Consider the following 286-nt stretch of genomic DNA (forward strand, 5'->3'; position numbering starts at 1 on the left):
ATTAAATCCTTTACAGCCTCCTGTAACAACGACAACTTCAAGTAATACGACAGTAGTTACGATACCGTTACCTCCTCCTGGTGAAGTAACAGCAACAAAAACAGTTGATGTTGCTGCTGGAGCGGTTGGGGATGTATTAACGTATACTGTGCTAATTTCAAACGTAGGAATTATACCAGTTACAGATGTGTTCTTTCAAGATGTCATACCAGAAGGAACGATATTTGTAGCAAATAGTGTAACGATTGGTGGGGCGCAGCAACTTGGGTTAAATCCAGAAACAGTA

1 protein-coding gene is annotated in these 286 nt (G+C 40.6%); it reads left to right on the forward strand.

What is annotated here, in order from left to right:
• A partial coding sequence (locus tag ACSG5Z_RS31790) for a DUF11 domain-containing protein (protein ID WP_435712941.1) occupies positions 1–286 on the forward strand: 286 nt, incomplete at both ends.

Source organism: Bacillus pretiosus, assembly GCF_051294775.1.
In the GTDB taxonomy this organism is placed as follows: domain Bacteria; phylum Bacillota; class Bacilli; order Bacillales; family Bacillaceae_G; genus Bacillus_A; species Bacillus_A wiedmannii.